Origin of the sequence: Streptomyces sp. NPDC127190, from assembly GCF_042672505.1 — a bacterium.
Classification (GTDB): domain Bacteria; phylum Actinomycetota; class Actinomycetes; order Streptomycetales; family Streptomycetaceae; genus Streptomyces.
Genome location: NZ_JBHXVE010000004.1, coordinates 120,092 through 140,407, shown reverse-complemented (window position 1 = coordinate 140,407; position 20,316 = coordinate 120,092). Strand labels below are relative to the sequence as shown.

Annotated in this window: 16 protein-coding genes; 6 read left to right on the top strand and 10 right to left on the bottom strand. The window is 72.2% G+C overall.

All coding sequences use genetic code 11. The annotated features are described in order from the left end of the window. Positions 1-27 precede the first annotated feature (27 nt). Entirely contained in the window at positions 28-3,663 is a 3,636-nt protein-coding gene (gene cydD / locus ACFVIU_RS08760; protein ID WP_385841496.1) for a thiol reductant ABC exporter subunit CydD, read from the top strand. 38 nt (positions 3,664-3,701) lie between these two features. On the opposite strand, the gene ACFVIU_RS08755 is transcribed toward cydD, so the two are convergent. From ACFVIU_RS08755 to ACFVIU_RS08735, 5 genes are all read right to left on the bottom strand, one after another. Beyond that, complete coding sequence (locus tag ACFVIU_RS08755) at positions 3,702-4,586, bottom strand: Cof-type HAD-IIB family hydrolase (protein WP_385841495.1); 885 nt, start codon at positions 4,584-4,586, stop codon at positions 3,702-3,704. 59 nt (positions 4,587-4,645) lie between these two features. After that, positions 4,646-5,548: an LLM class flavin-dependent oxidoreductase gene (locus ACFVIU_RS08750; RefSeq protein WP_385841494.1), complete on the bottom strand. Its 903-nt coding sequence runs from the start codon at positions 5,546-5,548 to the stop codon at positions 4,646-4,648. 123 nt (positions 5,549-5,671) lie between these two features. After that, on the bottom strand, positions 5,672-6,235 hold the full coding sequence (locus ACFVIU_RS08745; protein ID WP_385841803.1) for an RNA 2'-phosphotransferase: 564 nt from the start codon (positions 6,233-6,235) through the stop codon (positions 5,672-5,674). Positions 6,236-6,442: 207 nt separating this feature from the next. Beyond that, on the bottom strand, positions 6,443-8,197 hold the full coding sequence (locus ACFVIU_RS08740) for an SDR family oxidoreductase (RefSeq protein WP_385841493.1): 1,755 nt from the start codon (positions 8,195-8,197) through the stop codon (positions 6,443-6,445). Then, positions 8,194-9,036, bottom strand: a complete 843-nt coding sequence (locus tag ACFVIU_RS08735) for a M24 family metallopeptidase (RefSeq protein WP_385841492.1) — start codon at positions 9,034-9,036, stop codon at positions 8,194-8,196. The genes ACFVIU_RS08740 and ACFVIU_RS08735 overlap by 4 nt, the downstream gene beginning before the upstream one ends. 227 nt (positions 9,037-9,263) lie before the next feature. Here ACFVIU_RS08735 and ACFVIU_RS08730 point away from each other — a divergent pair, with 227 nt between their 5' ends. The 5 genes from ACFVIU_RS08730 to ACFVIU_RS08710 all read left to right on the top strand — a co-directional run bounded on the left by ACFVIU_RS08730 (position 9,264) and on the right by ACFVIU_RS08710 (position 13,105). After that, positions 9,264-10,244, top strand: coding sequence for an ABC transporter ATP-binding protein (locus ACFVIU_RS08730; protein ID WP_385841802.1), 981 nt, complete (start codon positions 9,264-9,266; stop codon positions 10,242-10,244). Next, positions 10,234-11,142, top strand: coding sequence for an ABC transporter permease (locus ACFVIU_RS08725; protein WP_385841491.1), 909 nt, complete (start codon positions 10,234-10,236; stop codon positions 11,140-11,142). Before ACFVIU_RS08730 ends, ACFVIU_RS08725 begins: the two co-directional genes overlap by 11 nt. Continuing rightward, positions 11,139-12,050 carry an ABC transporter ATP-binding protein gene (locus ACFVIU_RS08720; RefSeq protein ID WP_385841490.1) on the top strand — a complete coding sequence of 304 codons (912 nt, stop codon included), beginning with the start codon at positions 11,139-11,141 and terminating at the stop codon, positions 12,048-12,050. The genes ACFVIU_RS08725 and ACFVIU_RS08720 overlap by 4 nt, the downstream gene beginning before the upstream one ends. A gap of 10 nt (positions 12,051-12,060) precedes the next feature. Further along, a complete protein-coding gene (locus ACFVIU_RS08715) occupies positions 12,061-12,780 on the top strand; it encodes an ABC transporter permease subunit (RefSeq protein WP_385841488.1) in 720 nt (239 codons plus the stop codon). 76 nt (positions 12,781-12,856) lie between these two features. Continuing rightward, positions 12,857-13,105 carry a hypothetical protein gene (locus tag ACFVIU_RS08710; RefSeq protein WP_385841487.1) on the top strand — a complete coding sequence of 83 codons (249 nt, stop codon included), beginning with the start codon at positions 12,857-12,859 and terminating at the stop codon, positions 13,103-13,105. Positions 13,106-13,295: 190 nt separating this feature from the next. Here ACFVIU_RS08710 and ACFVIU_RS08705 read toward each other — a convergent pair whose 3' ends face one another. From ACFVIU_RS08705 to ACFVIU_RS08685, 5 genes are all read right to left on the bottom strand, one after another. After that, positions 13,296-14,096 (bottom strand): HAD family hydrolase, encoded by an 801-nt coding sequence (locus ACFVIU_RS08705; RefSeq protein WP_385841486.1) that lies wholly within the window; start codon positions 14,094-14,096, stop codon positions 13,296-13,298. Beyond that, a complete protein-coding gene (serS, locus tag ACFVIU_RS08700) occupies positions 14,093-15,370 on the bottom strand; it encodes a serine--tRNA ligase (RefSeq protein WP_385841485.1) in 1,278 nt (425 codons plus the stop codon). The genes ACFVIU_RS08705 and serS overlap by 4 nt, the downstream gene beginning before the upstream one ends. A 588-nt stretch (positions 15,371-15,958) precedes the next feature. Then, positions 15,959-16,891 carry a prephenate dehydratase gene (gene pheA / locus ACFVIU_RS08695; RefSeq protein WP_385841483.1) on the bottom strand — a complete coding sequence of 311 codons (933 nt, stop codon included), beginning with the start codon at positions 16,889-16,891 and terminating at the stop codon, positions 15,959-15,961. A 175-nt stretch (positions 16,892-17,066) separates the two neighbouring features. Continuing rightward, complete coding sequence (efeB, locus tag ACFVIU_RS08690) at positions 17,067-18,344, bottom strand: iron uptake transporter deferrochelatase/peroxidase subunit (RefSeq protein WP_385841482.1); 1,278 nt, start codon at positions 18,342-18,344, stop codon at positions 17,067-17,069. An 8-nt stretch (positions 18,345-18,352) separates the two neighbouring features. Continuing rightward, a complete protein-coding gene (locus ACFVIU_RS08685; protein ID WP_385841480.1) occupies positions 18,353-20,305 on the bottom strand; it encodes a copper resistance CopC/CopD family protein in 1,953 nt (650 codons plus the stop codon). Between the last annotated feature and the right edge of the window lie 11 nt (positions 20,306-20,316).

Here is a 20,316-nt window from a genome sequence, read left to right as displayed (position 1 = left end):
CCCTCTGGACCGAAGGGCATGTTTCACGTGAAACCCATCGATCCGCGTCTTCTGCGGTACGCCCGCGCCACCCGCCTCTTCCTGGTGGCGGTCATCGCTCTCGGGGCGGTCGGTGCCGGGCTGGTCATCGCTCAGGCGATGCTCATCGCCGACATCGTCGTCGGGGCCTTCCAGCACGGGCAGTCGGTCGCTGAGCTGCGCAGTCCGTTGCTGTTGCTGGCCGCCGTGGCGGTGGGGCGGTCGGTGGTCGCGTGGCTCACCGAACGCGCGGCCCACCGGGCCAGTGCGGCGGTGAAGTCGGAGCTGCGGAGGCGGCTCCTCGAGCGGGCGGCCGCTCTTGGTCCCGGTTGGCTGAGCGGTCAGCGGACGGGTTCTCTGGTCACTCTGGCCACGCGGGGCGTTGATGCCCTCGATGACTACTTCGCGCGCTATCTGCCGCAGCTGGGGCTTGCGGTGGTCGTACCGGTGGCCGTCCTGGCGCGGATCGTCACCGAGGACTGGGTGTCGGCGGCGATCATCGTCGGCACGCTGCCGCTGATCCCGCTCTTCATGGCTCTGATCGGCTGGGCCACGCAGTCCCGGATGGACCGGCAGTGGCAGCTGTTGTCCCGGCTGTCCGGCCATTTCCTGGACGTGGTCGCGGGGCTGCCCACGCTGAAGGTGTTCGGCCGGGCCAAGGCGCAGGCCGCGTCCATCCGCCGGATCACCGGGGAGTACCGCCAGGCGACCATGCGGACCCTGCGGATCGCCTTCCTGTCCTCCTTCGCACTGGAGCTGCTGGCCACGCTGTCGGTCGCGCTGGTCGCCGTGACGATCGGGATGCGGCTCGTCCATGGCGAGATGGATCTGTCCATCGGCCTGGTGATCCTGATCCTGGCGCCCGAGGCCTATCTGCCGGTGCGGCAGGTGGGGGCGCAGTACCACGCGGCGGCGGAGGGGCTCGCCGCTGCGGAGGAGATCTTCTCGGTGCTGGAGACGCCGGTTCCGGCGGCGGGCGAGGGCGCGGTGCCGGTGTCTGCGGAAGGCTCGGTGGGCGCGGTGGCCTTCGAGGGGGTCACCGTTCGCTATCCGGGGCGGTCGGCCGATGCCGTGACCGATGTGTCCTTCCGGGTGGAGCCCGGTGAGACCGTGGCGCTGGTCGGGCCGAGCGGGGCGGGCAAGTCGACGCTGCTGAACGTGTTGTTGGGGTTCGTCCGGCCCACCGGGGGCCGGGTGCGGGTGGGGGGAGCCGATCTCGCCGACCTCGACCCGGAGGCGTGGCGGTCGCGGATCGCCTGGGTGCCGCAGCGGCCGCATCTGTACGCCGGGACCATCGCGGAGAACGTACGGCTGGCCCGGCCCGGTGCGGACGACGGTGTGGTGCGGCAGGCGTTGCGGGACGCGGGGGCGCTGGAGTTCGTGGATGCGCTGCCGGAGGGGGCAGAGACGGTTCTCGGGGAGGACGGGGCCGGGTTGTCGGCGGGGCAGCGGCAGCGGCTCGCGTTGGCGCGGGCGTTTCTGGCGGATCGGCCGGTGCTGTTGCTGGATGAGCCGACGGCTGCGCTGGATGGGGGGACGGAGGCGGAGGTTGTGGCGGCGGTGCGGAGGCTGGCCGCTGGGCGGACGGTGTTGCTTGTGGTGCATCGGCCGGCGTTGCTGGGGGTTGCCGGGCGGGTGGTGCGGTTGGGTGTGGGCGGTGCGGTGGTGAGTGGCGCGGAGGTGGTGAGTGGCGCCGGGGTGTTGAGTGGCGCGGAGATGTTGGGTGGCCGGGGTGGCAGTGAGCGTCCCAGGGGGCTCCGCCCCCTGGACCCCCGTCCTCGCCCACCCGCCACCCGACTCCCTCGGCTGGAAGGTGAGCCCACAGCGTCTCCGCTCGGTCAGCTGGAAAGTGAGCCTGCTGCGTCTTCCGCGGCGAGGGGGCGGTCTCGGGGGTTGAGGTGGGTTCGGGGGCTTGCCGGGGAGTGGCGCGGGCGGCTGGGGTTGGCCCTGGTGCTTGGGAGTCTGGCGCTGGGGTGTGCCGTCGGGCTGATGGCGACCTCCGGGTGGCTCATCTCGCGGGCCTCGCAGCAGCCGCCGGTGCTGTACCTGATGGTGGCCGTGACGGCGACCCGGGCCTTCGGTATCGGGCGGGCCGTCTTCCGGTACGCGGAGCGGCTGGTGTCGCACGACGCCGTACTGCGGATGCTGGCCGACACCCGGGTCGCCGTGTACCGGCGGCTGGAGCGGCTCGCGCCCGCCGGGCTCCGGACGGTGCGCCGGGGGGACCTGCTCACCCGGCTGGTCGCCGATGTGGACGCGCTTCAGGACTACTGGCTGCGCTGGCTGCTGCCGGCCGGGGTCGCCCTGGTCGTCTCCGCCGCTTCCGTCGGCTTCACGGCGTGGCTGCTGCCCGAGGCGGGGGCCACCCTCGCGGCCGGCCTGCTGGTGGCCGGCGTGGGTGTGCCGCTGGTGACCGCGACGGCGGCCCGGCGCACCGAGCGGCGGCTGGCGCCCGCGCGGGGAGTGCTCGCCACCCGGGTGACCGATCTGCTCACCGGCACCGCCGAGCTGACCGTCGCCGGTGCACTGCCCGCCCGTGCCGAGGCGGCCCGGCGGGCCGACGCCACCCTCACCCGGATCGCCTCGCGGGCGGCGACCGTGACCGCGCTCGGCGACGGGCTCACCGCGCTGGTCTCCGGCCTGACCGTCACCGCCGCGGCACTGTTCGGCGCCCAGGCGGTGGCCGCGGGCCGGCTCGGCGGGGTGGCGATGGCCGTGGTGGTCCTCACGCCGCTGGCCGCCTTCGAGGCCGTCCTGGGACTGCCGCTCGCCGTGCGCTACCGCCAGCGGGTGCGGCGCAGCGCGGAGCGGGTGTACGAGGTGCTGGACGCCCCGGAGCCGGTGCGCGAGCCGGAGCGGCCGCGGCAGGCACCCGCCGTGCCCTTCCCGGTGGTCCTCAAGGGGCTGTCCGCGCGGCACGAGGGACAGCGGCGGGAGGCGCTGGCCGGGGTCGATCTCACGCTGGAGCAGGGCCGCCGGATCGCCGTGGTCGGGCCGTCGGGTTCCGGCAAGACGACTCTCGCCCAGGTGCTGCTGCGGTTCCTCGACGCCGAGGCAGGCTCGTACACGCTGGCCGGTGTGGACGCGTACACGGTGGCCGACGACGATGTACGGCGGCTGGTCGGACTGTGCGCGCAGGACGCGCATCTCTTCGACAGCTCGGTGCGCGAGAACCTGCTGCTGGCCAGGAAGGGCGCCACCGAGGAGGAGCTCCGCCGGGTGCTGGCGCGGGCGCGGCTGCTGGACTGGGTGGACGGGCTGCCCGACGGCCTGGACACGCTGGTGGGAGAGCACGGGGCCCGGCTGTCGGGTGGTCAGCGGCAGCGGCTGGCGCTGGCCCGCGCCCTGCTGGCGGACTTCCCCGTGCTGGTCCTGGACGAGCCGGCCGAGCATCTGGACCTGCCGACGGCCGACGCGCTCACCGCCGATCTGCTGGCCGCGACGGAGGGCCGTACGACCCTGCTGATCACCCATCGGCTGGCGGGTCTGGAGGCGGTGGACGAGGTGATCGTGCTGGACGGCGGCCGGGTGGTGCAGCGGGGTCCGTACGCGGAACTGGCCGCGGTGGACGGGCCGCTGCGCACGATGGCACGCCGGGAGGCGGAGGCGGAGTCGCTGGTGGGGGCGTCCTCCTCGTCCTCCTAGGGCCTCTCCTTCCGGAGCTTGCCGGCGGAAGAAAGGTGCTAGAGGTCCGCCAGCAGGCGCTCGATGATCACTGCGACGCCGTCGTCGTTGTTGGCGACCGTCCGGCCCGAGGCGGCGGCGACCACCTCGGGGTGGGCATTGCCCATCGCGTACGACTGTCCGGCCCAGGTGAGCATCTCGACGTCGTTGGGCATGTCGCCGAAGGCGACGACCTCCTCGTGCGAGATGCCGCGTTCGGCGCAGCACAGCGCGAGCGTGCTGGCCTTGGAGACCTCGGGGCCGCTCAGTTCCAGCAGGGCGCTGGGGCTGGAGCGGGTGACGTTGGCGTGGCCGCCGACGGCGAGCCGGGCGAGGCCCAGGAAGGCGTCGGGGTCGAGGTCGGGGTGGTAGGCGAGGATCTTCAGGACGGGCTGGTCGGCGTCCGGGCCGTCGGGAGCGAGGAGGTCCTCGGCGGGCAGCAGCCGGTCGGGTATCTCCATGTGCAGCTTGGGATAGGCCGGTTCCTGGTGGAAGCCGTAGGTCTGCTCGATCGCGAACACGGTGCCGGGAGCCGCGTCGCGCAGCAGTCCGACGGCACTCAGGGCGTTCTTGCGGTCCAGTTCGCGCACCTTCACGAAGCGGTGGGCGCCGGGGCCGCCGTGCAGGTCGACGACGGCGGCGCCGTTGCCGCAGATCGCCAGGCCGTGGCCGTGGACATGGTCGCTGACGACGTCCATCCAGCGGGCCGGGCGGCCGGTGACGAAGAAGACCTCGATGCCGGCCTCCTCGGCGCGGGCCAGCGCGGCGACGGTCCGCGGGGAGACCGACTTGTCGTCGCGCAGCAGGGTGCCGTCGAGGTCGGTGGCGATCAGCCGCGGCCGTACGGCGGCGGACGGGGTCCCGGGCTGTCTGGTCGCTGAGGTCACCCGGCCATTGTCGCGCATATGCCATCACGCCCGTGCGGAACTCCGCACAGATGAGACACAGATGACGTCCGGAGCCGTCAGCCCAGCTGGGCCAGGGCCTCCATGGCGATCTGCTCGAAGACCTTCTCGTCGGCGGCGAAGTCGGAGTCCGGGATCGGCCAGTGGACGACGATCTCGGTGAAGCCCAGCTCGCGGTGGCGGCCGGCGAAGTCCACGAACGCGTCCAGCGACCGAAGCGGCTGGTTCCGGTCCGGGGTGAAGCCGGTGAGCAGGACCTTCTCCAGGTCCGCCACGTCGCGCCCGGCGGCCGCGCACGCCTCGGACAGCTTGCCGAGCTGCCCGCGCAGGGCCGCTACGGACTGCTCGGGGGTGCCGGTCTCGTACAGCTTCGGGTCGCCGGTGGTCACCCAGGCCTGGCCGTGCCGCGCGGCGAGGCGGAGGCCGCGCGGGCCGGTGGCCGCCACCGCGAACGGCAGCCGGGGGCGCTGCACACAGCCGGGGATGTTCCGTGCCTCGTGCGCCGAGTAGAAACGGCCCTCCTGGGTCACCGCGTCCTCGGTGAGCAGCCGGTCGAGCAGCGGGATGAACTCGGCGAGCCGGTCGGCCCGCTCGCGCGGGGACCAGGGCTCCTGGCCGAGGGCGGTGGCGTCGAAGCCGGTGCCGCCGGCGCCGATGCCGAGGGTGATCCGGCCGCCCGAGATGTCGTCGAGGGAGATCAGCTCCTTGGCGAGGGTCACCGGGTGGCGGAAGTTCGGCGAGGTGACCAGGGTGCCGAGGCGGAGGGTGTCCGTGGCGGCCGCGGCGGCGGTCAGCGTCGGTACCGCGCCGAACCAGGGGCCGTCGCGGAAGCTGCGCCAGGACAGGTGGTCGTAGGTGTACGCGGTGTGGAAGCCGAGCTCCTCGGCGCGCGTCCAGGCCGCGCGGCCGCCTTCGCTCCAGCGGCGGTAGGGCAGGATCACGGTGCTCAGACGCAGGCTCATGCGTCCGAGACTAAGCGGCACCACTGACAACGGACGAAACGGTCACCGTGCGCGGCCGCTCCGCCACGGACGGGCAGGGATGCCGGGCTGCTCCGCATATATGGCGCATGTGTGGGGCTGCCGTCAGCGCGGGCCGGGAAAGCGCAGGTAGCGGGGCGGGACGGCGGCGGTCAGCCAGACGCCGTTGGCGCTGACGTGGAAGACGTGGCCGTCGCGGTGCATGGCACCGGCGTCGACGGCGAGCACCACGGGACGGCCCCGGCGGGCACCGACCCGGGTGGCGGTCTCCCGGTCGGCGGACAGGTGCACGGCGTGCCGGTTCATGGGCTTGAGCCCGTCGGCGCGGATCGCGTCGAGGCTGCGGGCGACCGTGCCGTGGTACAGGTACGGCGGCGGGGTCGCGGGCGGCAGGCCGAGATCGACGTCGATGCTGTGGCCCTGGCTGGCGCGGATGCGGGTGCCCTCGATCGCGAAGCGCTGCTTGTCGTTGCCGGCCACCACGTGGTCCAGTTCCGCACGGGTGAACCGGAACCCGTGTGCGGCGGCCGCGTCGATCAGTGTGTCGATCTCCACCCAGCCGCCGCGGTCCAGTGTGAGGCCGATGCGCTCGGGCTGGTGCCGGAGGTGTTTGGAGAGGTACTTGGACACCTTCACGGCACGTCTCTCGTCCGGCCGGCCCTCGCTCACATGTCCCTCGCTCACGCGTTTCCCGCTCACCTGTCTCTCGTTCATACGTCCAGCGTGCGGGAGAGACGCGGATCACGCAGGTTGTTTTCCTCCCGAGGTTTGATCCACAAGCAAGTGCAGTTATCCACAAGCCCAGTTGGCGGATCTGTGGACAAGTGCCCGGGGAATGGGGACGTTTGGCCAACTCCCCAGCGCCTCAAGGCACTCTCACAACTTCGGCTCCACACGGGCGAGTCGGCGCAGCGCACCCGGCAGGAAGCGGGACAGCAGATGGGCGCCCCGGGCTTCCGGAGTCACCGGGACGACCGCCTTGTTGCGGGCGACCGCGTCCAGTACCGCGTCGGCCACCTTCTCCGGCGGGTAGTTCCGAAGGCCGTACAGGCGGGCGGAGTTCTTCTGGCGGCGGCGCTCCTCCGCCTCGTCGACGCCGGTGAAGCGGGCGGTCGCGGTGATGTTGGTGTTGACCAGGCCGGGACAGATCGCGCTCACCCCGATGTCCAGTGCGGCGAGTTCGGCGCGCAGGCACTCGGAGAGCATCAACACGGCTGCTTTCGAGGTGCTGTAGGCCGGCAGCGCGCGGGACGGCTGGAAGGCGGCCGCCGACGCGATGTTGACGATATGGCCGCCCTGGCCGCGCTCGGCCATGCGGGCACCGAAGAGGCGGCAACCATGGATCACGCCCCAGAGGTTGACGTCCAGGACCCTGCGCCAGTCGTCGGTCGTCGTGGTGAAGAAGGAGCCGGACAGCCCGATGCCCGCGTTGTTGACCAGTACGTCCAGTGCGCCGTACTCGCGGTGCACCTTCTCGGCGAGTTTCTCCATGGCCTGCTCGTCGGCGACGTCGGCCGTCTCGGCCCATGCCCCGGACGCGCCGATCAGCCGGGCGAGTTCGGCGGTGCGGGCCGCCGTCTCGGCGTCGCGGTCCACGGCGATCACGCGCGCGCCCGCCTCCGCGAAGGCGAACGCGGTGGCCCGGCCGATTCCGCTGCCGGCCCCGGTCACCAGCACCAACTGGCCCGCGAACCGGTCGGCGTGGCGTCCGGTGGCCCGCTCCTCCGGCCGGCCGCCCTCGACGCCGGTGACGAACTCCTCGATCCAGCCGGCCACTTGGTCGGGGCGGGTGCGCGGCACCCAGTGCTTGGCCGGGAGGGTGCGGCGGGTCAACTGGGGCACCCACGCGTCCAGGTCGTCGTAGAGGCGCTCGGAGAGGAACGCGTCCCCCTGGGGCGTGATGAGCTGCACGGGCGCGTGTGCGTACGCGTCCGGGCGGGGCCTGCGCAGCCGGGCGCGGACGTTGTCCCGGTACAGCCAGGCGCCGTGGGCCGCGTCCGAGGGCAGGGAGGCGGTCGGGTAGTCGCCGGCGGGCACCTGCTCGACGCGCCGCAGGATCCCCGGCCAGCGCTTGCCGAGCGGGCCGCGCCAGGCCAGCTCCGGCAGCGCGGGGGTGTGCAGCAGATAGACGTACCAGGACTTGGCGCCCTGGCCGAGGAGCTGGCCCACCCTGCGGGGCGTCGGACGCTTCACGCGCGCGTTGATCCAGTGCCCGAAGTGGTCCAGGGACGGTCCGGAGATGGAGGTGAAGGAGGCGATACGGCCCTCGGTGCGGCCGGTCGTGGCGAACTCCCAGGACTGCACCGAGCCCCAGTCGTGGCCGACCAGGTGCACCGGCCGGTCCGGGCTGACCGCGTCCGCCACGGCCAGGAAGTCGTCCGTCAGCTTGGCGAGCGTGAAGCCGCCGCGCAGCGGCGCGGGAGCCGTCGACCGGCCGTGGCCCCGGACGTCGTAGAGGACGACATGGAAGCGGCCGGCCAGGCGCTGTGCGACCGGTGACCAGACCTCCTTGCTGTCCGGATAGCCGTGCACCAGCACCACCGTCGGCTGCTCCGGGTCGCCCAGCTCGGCCACGCACAGCTCGACCCCGCCGGTCCGCACCCAGCGCTCACGCGCACCCTCGAGTGTCACTTCTCCTCCGCCCAGCGCCGCACGTGCGGCAGATCGTCGTCCAGCCAGAACGCGCTCTCCTCGGGGTCCTTCGAGTCGGTGACCACGAGGATCTCCTCGAACTTGGCGCCCGTGCCGCGGAAGCCGAGGTGCGGTTCGACCGCCCACAGGCCCGGCTGCGGCGGGTGGTCCGAGAAGCGGTACGGCGACCACAGGGGCGACCAGCCCTCGCGGTGGCCGTGCAGCGCGTCGGCGGCGAGGCCCTTCAGGGACTGGGTGCCGAACCCGAAGAGATGCGGGGAGAAGCGACGCTGCCTGACCCGGTCCACCTTGTGGGCGATCACGCCGAACGGATACGCCCGGTGCCGGTTGGCGTAGCCCTGGCGGACCATGAGCCGGTCCACGTCCTCGTAGATGTCCCGCAGCGGGCGCCGCTCGCGCACCTCGCGCAGGATCAGCTCGCGGTGCGCCTCCAGGTCGGCCAGCAGCCGGTCCTGCACCGGGTTCACGCCGAGCGAGCCCGAGTAGCCGATGTCGGCCGTGTATCCCTCGTACACCGGCGCCATGTCCAGGATGAACGGCATCCCGGGCGCCAGCGCGCGGTCGGTGGGGAAGAACTGGAGCGGGACGCGGAAGTCCACGAACGCCGTACGGTCCCCGAACCAGGCGAAGGGCAGGTGGAACCAGTCCCGCACCCCGCGCTCGCGCAGCCACGCGCGCTGCATCCGTGCCGCCTCGCGCTCGGTCACGCCCGGCTCCAGGCGTGCCGCGACCGCCTCCGCGCACTCGTAGGCGAGGCGCTGCACCCGCCTGAACCCCCGCAGCTCCGCGGAGAGTTCCCTGCTCACTGCCGTCGTCATGCCGCCCGTCCCGTCGTCCGCGGTACGCGTCAGTAACTTGACTCTGGTGACACTCGCACTTGTTAGAGTCGGCGTCAATAGGCGCGTCGGCAGGGTGCCGGCGGACCCCCGAACGGCCCCGCAGGGGGGAATCCCCTAGGGCCCCGTAATACCTGGGTCTGAGGTGAAGACGGCTCTGTGGTCTGACGACGGGAGTGTCCCGGATCACTACCGTCGTAGACGTGACTGTGATCGCGACCGAAAGCCTGAGCAAGCGGTTCCCCCGGGTGACCGCGCTCGACCGGCTGTCCGTGGACATCGGACCCGGTGTGACCGGACTCGTCGGGGCCAACGGCGCCGGCAAGTCCACCCTGATCAAGATCCTGCTGGGTCTGTCCCCCGCCACGGAGGGCCGCGCCGAGGTGCTCGGCCTCGACGTCGCCACCGAGGGCGCCGCCATCCGTGAGCGCGTCGGCTACATGCCGGAACACGACTGCCTGCCGCCGGACGTCTCGGCCACCGAGTTCGTCGTCCACATGGCCCGCATGTCCGGCCTGCCGCCCACCGCGGCCCGCGAGCGCACCGCGGACACCCTGCGCCACGTCGGGCTGTACGAGGAGCGCTACCGCCCCATCGGCGGCTACTCCACCGGCATGAAACAGCGGGTCAAGCTCGCGCAGGCCCTGGTGCACGACCCGCAGCTGGTCTTCCTGGACGAGCCCACCAACGGCCTCGACCCGGTCGGCCGCGACGAGATGCTCGGCCTGATCCGCCGGGTGCACACCGAGTTCGGCATCTCGGTCCTGGTCACCTCCCATCTGCTCGGCGAGCTGGAGCGCACCTGCGACCACGTCGTCGTCATCGACGGCGGCAAGCTCCTGCGCTCCAGCTCCACCACCGACTTCACCCAGAGCACCGCCACCCTCGCGATCGAGGTCACCGACAGCGACACCCACCCGGACGGCACCAGCGCGGTCCGCGAGGCGCTCCACGCGCGCGGGGTGGACACCCGCGCGGAGGGCGCCGGACTGCCCGGCGCGGGCCACATCCTGCTGCTCACCGCACAGGGCGAGGAAACCTACGACCTGGTCCGGGACGTGGTCGCCGACCTCGGCCTCGGCCTGGTGCGCATGGAGCAGCGCCGGCACCACATCTCCGAGGTGTTCACCGGCGAGGACGCACACAGCAGCGACGAGCAGCGGAAGGAGGCCGTCGGCCATGGCGGTTGAGCAGCCCCTGACCACCTCCGCGGGCGACCAGACCCGCATCCACGACATCGGCTACCGCGGCTACGACGGCCCCCGCCTCGGCCGCGCCTACGCCCGCCGCTCGCTGTACTCGCAGTCCCTGCGCGGCTCCTACGGACTCGGCCGCTCGGCCAAGTCCAAGGTGCTGCCGATGCTGCTGTTCACGGTGATGTGCGTGCCCGCGGCCATCATGGTGGCCGTCGCGGTCGCCACCAAGGCACACGAACTGCCGGTCGCCTACACCCGCTACGGGATCATGCTCCAGGCCGTGATCAGCCTGTTCGTCGCCGCGCAGGCGCCGCAGTCCGTCTCCCGCGACCTGCGGTTCAAGACCGTACCGCTGTACTTCTCGCGGCCCATCGAGACCGCCGACTACGTCCGGGCCAAGTACGCGGCGCTCGCCTCGGCGGTCTTCGTCCTCACCGCCGCCCCGCTGGTCGTGATGTACGCGGGCGCCCTGCTGTCCAAGCTGGACTTCGCCCACCAGACGAAGGAATTCGCCGAGGGACTGGTCTCCGTGGCCCTGCTCTCCCTGCTCTTCGCCGGAATCGGCCTGGTCATCGCAGCCGTCACCCCGCGCCGCGGCTTCGGCATCGCCGCCGTGATCGCGGTCATGGTCATCTCCTATGGCGCGGTCTCCACGCTCCAGGCCATCGCCTACACCCAGGGACACAGCGGGGTCATCCCGTGGATCGGCCTGTTCTCGCCGGTCACCCTGATCGACGGGGTCCAGTCGGCCTTCCTGGGCGCGACCGCCCGCAACCCCGGAGGCGTCGACCCGTCGGCCGGACAGGGCGTGGTGTACGTCCTGGTGGTCCTCGGCCTCATCGCCGGCAGCTACGGCCTCCTGCTGCGCCGCTACAAGAAGGTGGGACTGTGACCACACTGAGCCTCGACCACGTCTCCCGCTGGTTCGGCAACGTGGTCGCCGTCAACGACATCACCATGACCATCGGCCCCGGAGTCACCGGCCTGCTCGGACCGAACGGCGCCGGCAAGTCCACCCTCATCAACATGATGGGCGGCTTCCTCGCCCCCTCCACCGGCACGGTCACCCTCGACGGACGGCCGGTCTGGCGCAACGAGGAGATCTACCGGCACATCGGCATCGTCCCCGAGCGCGAGGCGATGTACGACTTCCTCACCGGCCGCGAGTTCGTGCTCGCCAACGCCGAGCTGCACGGCCTCGGCGCCACGGCCGCCCAGCGGGCCCTCGCCACGGTGGAGATGGAGTACGCGCAGGACCGGAAGATCTCCACCTACTCCAAGGGCATGCGGCAGCGCGTGAAGATGGCGAGCGCCCTCGTCCACGACCCGTCGCTGCTGCTGCTCGACGAGCCGTTCAACGGCATGGACCCGCGGCAGCGCCTGCAACTCATGGACCTGCTGCGGAAGATGGGCGACGAGGGCCGCACCGTGCTGTTCTCCTCGCACATCCTCGAAGAGGTCGAGCAGCTGGCCCGGCACATCGAGGTCGTCGTCGCCGGACGCCACGCGGCCAGCGGTGACTTCCGCAGGATCCGCCGCCTGATGACCGACCGCCCGCACCGCTACCTGGTCCGCTCCAGCGACGACCGCGCCCTCGCCGCCGCGCTGATCGCCGACCCGTCCACCTCCGGGATCGAGGTCGACCACACCGAGGGCGCGCTGCGCATCCAGGCCGTCGACTTCGGCCGTTTCACCACCCTGCTGCCGAAGGTCGCCAGGGACCACGGCATCCGGCTGCTCACGGTCTCGCCGTCCGACGAGTCCCTGGAGTCCGTCTTCTCTTACCTGGTCGCGGCGTAGGAGGCCGAAGATGTACGACCCCACCGTCGCCCGGCTCACCTACCGGGCCCTGCTCGGCCGCCGTCGGGCCCTCATCCTCGGCGCGCTGCCGCTGCTGCTGATCGTGATCTCCGTGGTGGTGCGCTCCCTGACCGGCGCGGACGACCAGACCGCCGCCGACGTGCTCGGCGGGTTCGCGCTCGCCACCATGGTGCCGATCATCGGTGTCATCGCGGGCACCGGTGCGATCGGCCCCGAGATCGACGACGGCTCCGTCGTCTACCTGCTGGCCAAGCCGCTGAAGCGGCCGACGATCATCTTCACCAAGCTGATCGTCGCCATCGCGGTGACCATGGTGTTCTCGGCGGTGCCGACCCTGATCGCCGGTCTGATCCTGAACGGCAACGGCCAGCAGATCGCCGTCGCCTACACCGTCGCCGCGCTGGTCTCCTCCATCGCGTACTCGGCCCTGTTCCTGCTGCTCGGCACGGTCTCCCGGCACGCCGTGGTCTTCGGGCTGGTCTACGCGCTCGTGTGGGAGGCGCTGTTCGGCTCCCTGGTGCCCGGGGCGCGCACGCTGAGCGTCCAGCAGTGGTCGCTGGCCGTCGCCCACAAGCTGGCCGGCGGCGACCTGGTCACCTCCGAGGTGGGACTGCCGACCGCGGTGGTGCTGCTGGTGGCGGTCACCGTGCTGGCCACCTGGTACGCGGGCCAGAAGCTGCGCTCGCTGAAGCTGGCGGGCGAGGAGTAGGCCCCGGCTGCCTTGACGGGGACTTCATCCGGGGCTGGGCAGACTGGATACGGCGGACACGGCGAGGAGGCCGGTGATGGCAGAGGAAAGGGAGCCGCAGGACGGTCGCGGGCAGCCGCCGGCCGGGAGCGACGCCTGGGACGACCTCGTCCTGGACGAGGACTTCGTCCGCGCCGCCGGGACCGCCGAGCCGTCCGCGCGGGCCCGGATGCTCGCCGCCCGTTGGCAGGCCGAGGCGCCTCAGCCGCAGCCCTGGCGGTCCGACGAGCCGCCGGCCGGCTGGTTCTTCAGCAAGGCGCGCAGACGCAGATGGCGTCGGCGGTAGTGGAGCCGCCGTTATTCGGTGGCAGCCGACTCGGTGCCGGCGCAGAGTGGTTGTGCACCATCTGCCGGGAGTGTCCGGGCGGAACGGGCTGGGATTGCCGGCGGCCGCTTCGAGCATGTGAGCCTCGCGCTCGCGTGGGCCGCCCTCCCCGGTGCCCCCCTTGTCACAAGGGGGGCACTCTGCACCCGGGTTATCCCAGCAAGCGCTCCAGCACGACAGCGATGCCGTCCTCCTCGTTGGAGGTGGTCACCTCGTCGGCCACCGCGCGCAGTTCCTCGTGGGCGTTGGCCATGGCCACCCCTCGGGCGGACCAGGCGAACATCGGGATGTCGTTGGGCATGTCACCGAACGCGAGCGTGTCGGCGGCCTTCAGACCGAGGCGGCGGGCGGCGAGAGACAGACCCGTGGCCTTGGACAGCCCCAGCGGGAGCAGCTCCACGATGCCCTCGCCCGCCATGGCCACGCTGACGAAACCGCCGGCCGCGGTCCGTGCGGCCTCGGCCAGCTCGTCGTCGGTCAGCGTCGGATGCTGTATGTAGATCTTGCCGAGCGGGGCCGACCACAGGTCGGACGCGTCGGTGAAGGGGGTGGCCGGCAGCCTGCCCGTGACCGCGTAGCCCGGGCCCACCAGCACCTCGCCGTCGAGGCCGTCCCGGCTGGCCGCCAGATAGAGCGGGCCGACCTCGGCCTCGATCTTGGCCAGGGCCACGCCCGCCAGCTGCCGGTCCAGGGTGACCGAGGTCAGCAGGCGGTGCGCGCCGGCGTCGTAGACCTGGGCGCCCTGGCCGCAGACGGCGAGGCCGTCGTAGCCGAGGTCGTCCAGGATGTGCCGGGTCCAGGGGACCGCGCGGCCGGTGACGACGATATGGGCCGCGCCCGCCGCGGTGGCCGCGGCGAGCGCCTCACGGGTGCGCTGCGAGACCGACTCGTCGGAGCGCAGGAGCGTTCCGTCGAGGTCGGTGGCGATGAGCCGGAAGGGGAACCCGGTCACTTGGCGACCGGCTCCAGGACCTCCCGGCCGCCCAGGTACGGGCGCAGCACCTCGGGGACCCGGACGGAGCCGTCGGCCTGCTGGTGGTTCTCCAGGATCGCCACGATGGTGCGCGGTACGGCGCACAGCGTGCCGTTGAGGGTGGCGAGCGGCTTGACCTGCTTGCCGTCGCGGACCCGGATGGACAGCCGGCGGGACTGGAACTCGGTGCAGTCCGAGGTCGAGGTCAGCTCGCGGTACTTGCCCTGGGTCGGGACCCACGCCTCGCAGTCGTACTTGCGGGCGGCCGAGGCGCCGAGGTCACCGGAGGCGACGTCGATGACGCGGAACGGCAGCTCCAGCGAGGTCAGCCACTGCTTCTCCCACTCCAGCAGGCGCTGGTGCTCGGCCTGGGAGTCCTCGGGCGCGACGTACGAGAACATCTCGACCTTGTCGAACTGGTGCACGCGGAAGATGCCCCGGGTGTCCTTGCCGTGCGAGCCGGCCTCGCGGCGGAAGCAGGGCGAGAAGCCCGCGTACCGCAGCGGCAGCTTGTCGGCGTCGATGATCTCGTCCATGTGGTAGGCCGCCAGCGGGACCTCGGAGGTGCCGACCAGGTACAGGTCGTCCTTGTCGAGGTGGTAGACGTCCTGGGCGGCCTGGCCGAGGAAGCCGGTGCCCGCCATGGACTGCGGGCGGACCAGCGCCGGGGTGAGCATGGGGGTGAAGCCGGCCGCCGTGGCCTGGGCGATCGCCGCGTTCACCAGGGCCAGCTCGAGCAGGGCGCCGACGCCGGTGAGGAAGTAGAAGCGGGAGCCGGAGACCTTGGCGCCGCGCTCGACGTCGATGGCGCCGAGCAGCTGGCCCAGCTCCAGGTGGTCCTTGGGCTCGAAGCCCTCGGCGGCGAAGTCGCGGATGGTGCCGTGCGTCTCCAGCGTGACGAAGTCCTCCTCGCCGCCGACGGGGACGTCGGGGTGGACGAGGTTGCCGAGCCGGAGCAGCAGTTCCTGGGTCTCGGCGTCGGCCGCGTCGCGCTCGGCGTCGGCGGCCTTGACGTCGGCCTTCAGCTGCTCGGCGCGCTTGAGCAGTTCGGCCTTCTCGTCGCCGGTGGCCTTGGGGATGAGCTTGCCGAGCTGCTTCTGCTCGGCGCGCAGCTCGTCGAAGCGGACGCCGGAGGACCTGCGCCGCTCGTCGGCAGACAGGAGAGCGTCGACGAGCGCGACATCCTCTCCACGGGCGCGCTGAGACGCGCGCACACGGTCGGGGTCCTCACGAAGCAGGCGAAGGTCAATCACAGGGCCAAGGCTACCGGTGCGGGGTTGCCGCTCACGAATCACAATTCCGGGGAGTTCTGATTCGCTCCATACGTTCCGCTATGCGGTAATTGCCGACTGTGTCGAGTCCGGTCGAGTCCCGATCAAGGCAACGAGTCCGGTCAAGGGAAAGTGTCTCACTCCCTGGGACGGGGCAGGTCCGAGGTGCCTGGTTGACCGGATTTCCTTGTGGAGAGCGGCACTTGGCGGGCCGGTCGCGCCCCTGTTGTCCACAGGGACTCACGCCTCTCCGAGAGTTATCCACAGGCTGTGCGGAAGATCTGTGGATTTCGGAATCGATCACTCCGGAAGTGTCGAACACGGCGAAGAATTCCCCGGTCAAACCGCTTCGACACCCACTTTCGGTGGAAAACGGTCGCCCTGAAAGATGAACCAAAGGAAACAGGTGGACGAAGGGTGGCCGATGCGTCGGTAGACCCGCCTGTGGGGCGAAGGGGGATTTGTCGACCGACCGACCCTTCGTTGTCGACTTGTCCCCAGGTCGAGAAGAGGACCTGTGGATAACGTCTGTGGATAACGCCGGCCCGGGTGCGGCTGGCTGGAACCGGCCTAGAACCGGCCGTCCTGGCAGCGGGCCACCCAGTCGGCCGCCGCGATGAACTCCTGGTCCGAGGTCCCCGGCAGCGCCGGCCGGGCCTCCTTCGCCGTGATGTCCGCGCGCGGGTAGGAACCGAGGAAACGCACCTGGAGACAGATCCGCTTCAGCCCGGTCAGCGCCTCCGCCATCCGCCGGTCGGTGATGTGCCCCTCGGCGTCGATGCAGAAGCAGTAGTTGCCGATACCGGCGCCGGTCGGCCGGGACTGGAGCAGCATCAGGTTGATCCCGCGGGTGGCGAACTCGCCGAGCAGATCGCGCAGCGCGCCGGGGTGGTCGTCGCGCTGCCACAGCACCACCGAGGTCTTGTCGGCGCCGGTCGGCGCGGCGGGCCGGGCCGGGCGGCCGACCAGCACGAACCGGGTCTGCGCGTTCTCCGCGTCGTGGATCCCGGTCTCCAGGGCGGTGAGGCCGTACCGGGCGGCGGCGAACTCGCCGGCGAAGGCGGCGTCGTAGTGGCCCTCCTGGACCAGCCGGGCGGCGTCCGCGTTGGAGGCGGCGGACTCCCAGGTGGCGTCCGGGAGGTTGGTCCGCAGCCAGTTGCGCACCTGCGGCTGGGCCGCCGGGTGGGCGGAGACCGTCTTGATGTCCGCGAGCGTGGTGCCGGGCCGTACCAGCAGGGCGAAGGTGATGGACAGCAGCACCTCGCGGTAGATCATCAGCGGCTCGCCCGCGACCAGCTCGTCCAGCGTGGTGGTGATACCGCCCTCGACCGAGTTCTCGATCGGCACGAACGCCGCCTCGGCCTCGCCGGCCCGCACCGCGTCCAGCGCGGACTGCACCGACACATACGGGATCAGCTCCCGGGTGGCCGATTCCGGCAGCGTGCGCAGGGCCACCTCGGTGAAGGTGCCCTCGGGACCGAGATACGCATAGCTGGCTGGCATGTCCCTCACCCTAATGGCCGCAGGGAAAAGCGGCGGCCGCGTCTCATAAACGCCACTCGACCGGGTGGTTTGAAAGCGTGATCAGCACAGAATTGCCGCGCCGCGCTTGCGCACCCCGGAGCACCCCGGAGCACCCCGGAGCACCCCGGAGCACCCCAGGGCCGCGGCGCCCGGATCACCCCTCCAGCAGCCGCTGTCCCACGTATTCGCCCTTCGCCGCACCGCCCGGCACCGCGAACAGCCCGCTCGACTCGTGCCGGATGAACTTCGACAGCGCGTCGCCCCGGTCGAGCTTGCGCTGCACCGGGACGAAGCCGCGCAGCGGGTCCGCCTGCCAGCAGACGAAGAGCAGACCGGCGTCCGGGGTGCCGTCCGGGGCGAAGCCGTCGTGGTAGGAGAAGGGGCGCCGCAGCATGGCCGCCCCGCCGTTCTGGTCGGGCCGGGAGATCCGGGCGTGCGCGTTGACCGGGACCGCGTACCCGCCCCGGGCGTCGGTCTTCTCCAGGTCCATCGGGGTCGTCTCGGTGCCCCCGGACAGCGGCGCCCCGTTGTCCTTGCGCCGCCCGATGACCTGCTCCTGTGCGGACAGGGACAGCTTCTCCCAGTCGTCCAGCAGCATCCGGATCCGGCGTACGACGGCGTAGGAGCCGTTCGCCATCCAGGCGGGCTCGCCGTCGGCGGGCACGAAGATCCGCTGGTCGAAGTCGGCCTCGGCCGGCTTGGGGTTGCGGGTGCCGTCGAGCTGGCCCATGAGGTTGCGGGCGGTCATGGGGTGGGAGGTGGCGCCCGGGGTGCGGTTGAAGCCGTTCATCTGCCAGCGGATCCGGGCCGCGTCGCCCGCGTCCTTCTGGACGGCGCGCAGGGCGTGGAAGGCCACCAGGGCGTCGTCCGCGCCGATCTGCACCCACAGGTCGCCGTCGCTGCGCGCCTTGTCGAGCCGGTCGGAGGAGAAGTCGGGCAGCGGGTCCAGGGCGGTGGGCCGCTGCTTCTCCAGTCCGGTGCGGCCGAAGAAGCTGTGGCCGAAGCCGAAGGTGAGGGTCAGCGAGGAGGGGCCGGCGTCCCGGGCCACATCGGTGTCGCCGTGCGGCGCGGCCTCGCCCGCCATCAGCCGCTCGGCCGTCGCCGACCAGCGGCGCAGCAGGGCCGCCGCCTCCTTGCGGCCCGCGCCCGGCACCAGGTCGAAGGCGACCAGATGGCCGCGCGCCTGGAGCCCCTCGGTGATGCCGGGCTGATGTTTCCCGTGAAACATCGCGCGGCCGGTGCCGACGGAGGTCAGCGGGGTGGCCCGGGCGGGCGCGGCGGCGTAGCCCGCGACCCCGCCGGCCGCGCCGAGCACCAGCCCGGTGGCGCCGGCGGTGCCGAGCAGCGTGCGCCGGGAGACGCCCGCGGGAGCGGTCTCCTGCACCGGCGCGTCGGAGGTGCGGGGCTGCGGAATGGACTGGTGCTCTGGCATGGTGTCGTTCAGCCGATCTGCGCGTTCTTGGAGACGGTCACCTGGTCGATGTCGGAGGTGCGCACGGTGACGGCGATCTTCCAGTCGCCCGCCATCGGGATCTGCACCCCCTCCGCCGCCCAGTGGCCGGTGGTGATGTGGTCGGGGGTCACGGGGAGCGGGCCGATCTTCTTCGCGTCGAGGGTGAAGGCGATCTTCACCTCGGGGACGTCGAAGGCCTGTCCGCCCGGCTTCTGGACGTAGACGTGCATCTCGTTGGCGCCCGTGCGCGCGGGGTCGAGATCGACGCTGACGACGCCCTTGCCGCCCGTGCCGCCGGTGTCGAAGGGCATGTCCAGGGTGAGGGCGCCGTTCGACGGCACCGCGGCGGTGCCGGACGACGAGGTGGCGGCCCTGGCCTCCTGCTCGGTGCGGCCCGGCTCGGTCTGGGTCAGTGCGGTGGTGACGGCGAGCAGGACGACGGCGACACCGGCCTCGGCCAGCACCGAGCGGCGCAGTCCGAAGCGGTTCGGATCGGCGTCCCGCAGCCGCTTCTGCCGAGCGGCGTCCATCGCGGCCCGCTGCCGGGCGAGCTGGGCGGCACGCTGCGAGCCGGCGGAGCCGGAGCCGGACTTGGCGGTGCCGGTGCTCCCGCCCTTGGCCGCGACGGGCTTCTTCGCCGCTGCGGGCTCCTTCGCCTGCTCGGCGGCGGCGACGGCGGCACGGGACGCAAGGGCGTCGTCCCCGTCCCGGTCGGCGAGCCGTGCCGTCCACCGTCGGGACACCGCCGCGATGCCGGTCATCAGCGCCACCAGCCCGATCTTGACCAGCAGCAGCTGGCCGTACCGGGTGCCGGTGAACGCCGACCAGGAGCCGAGCTGGCGCCAGGACTGATAGGCGCCGGTGGCGACCAGTGCGAGGACGGAGCCGAAGGCCAGCCGGGAGAAGCGGTGGACGGCGGCGGCCTCGACCGGGGTCTCGGCGGGCGCTCGGTACAGCGCCACCAGCAGGGCGGCGAGCCCGCCCAGCCAGGCGGCGACGGCGAGCAGATGGACGACGTCGACGGGCATGGCGATGCCCGGCTGGAGCCCGGTGGAGGCGTGCTCGGCCATCGCCCAGCTCGCCGCGAGCCCGGCCGCGACGACCAGCCCGCCGACCGCGAGCCCGAAGGTCAGGTCCCGCTTCTCCGCGCCCTCCTCGCGCCGCTGGTAGGCGCCGAAGAGGACGGCGATGAACAGCGCGGCGGCGGCGAGCAGCAGCAGCCGGGAGACCAGCGCGGCACCGGTCTTGGTCTGGAGCACCTGGCCGAGCAGATCGAGGTCGAGGACGTCGGCGAGCTTGCCCGAGGTGGTGTAGGAGCCGCGCAGGAGCAGCAGCCACAGGGTGGCCGCGGTGAGGGTGAGCCAGCCGCCGACGACCAGCCGCTGCACGGGCCGTACGCCCGCGCCGGGCCGCCAGCAGGCGAGGACGAAGGCCGCGCCGCCCGCGAGCACGATGAACCCCGCGTACGAGGCGTACCGGCCGAGGGCGTAGAGCCAGCCGACGGCGCCGCCGCCCGCGGTCGGCCCGGTGCCGGTGACCACGGTCGGCGAGGGCGCCCCGACGGAGAAGGTGTAGGCGCCGCCGACGGGGTGGCTGTCGGCGGAGACGACCTGGTAGGTGACCGTGTAGGTGCCCTTGCCGAGGCCGCTCTTGAGCCGTACGGCGTAGGTCGTGCCGCCGGTCTCGGCGGGGGCGCCGGTCTGCACCGGCCTGCCCCGGGGGTCGAGGACGCGCAGCGAGTCGTCGTTCATCGCCACCTTCTCGGAGAAGGTGAGCGACACCTGGGTGGGGGCCTGCTTGACCACCACCCCCTGGGCGGGGTCGCTGCCGGTCAGCGCGGCGTGCGCGGAGGCCGGTGCGGCGCCCGCCAGCAGGGCGCCGGCGACGGTGAGGAGCAGCAGCACCACTGCCCGCAGACGGGGGGTGATGGTCCGGATCACGGTGGTCCCTC